At 68.9% G+C, this 264-nt stretch carries 1 pseudogene; it reads left to right on the forward strand.

What is annotated here, in order from left to right:
- Positions 1–264: pseudogene (locus tag LRQ04_RS20840) on the forward strand (oxidoreductase); the annotation flags it as partial.

Raw genomic sequence — 264 nt, forward strand, 5'->3', positions numbered from 1 at the left:
TCCGCCGGGCCGCCGCCGTCGGAATCGCCGCGCTCTGCGAGAAGCCCATTGACCTGGACCTGGACCGCGCCCGCGAAACGGCAGCCTTCGCACAGGAGAGCGGCGTGCCCGTCATGGTGGACTTCAACCGCCGCTTCGACCGCGACTATGCCGAGCTCAAACGCGTGGTGGACTCGGGGGAGATCGGCGCAGTGGAGCTCATCCAGCTCACCTCCCGAGGCCCGTCCATGCCGCCGTTATCCTACATCGCCGTATCCGGCGGCC

The sequence above is a fragment of the Paenarthrobacter sp. AR 02 genome, from assembly GCF_021538675.1.
Taxonomy (GTDB): domain Bacteria; phylum Actinomycetota; class Actinomycetes; order Actinomycetales; family Micrococcaceae; genus Arthrobacter.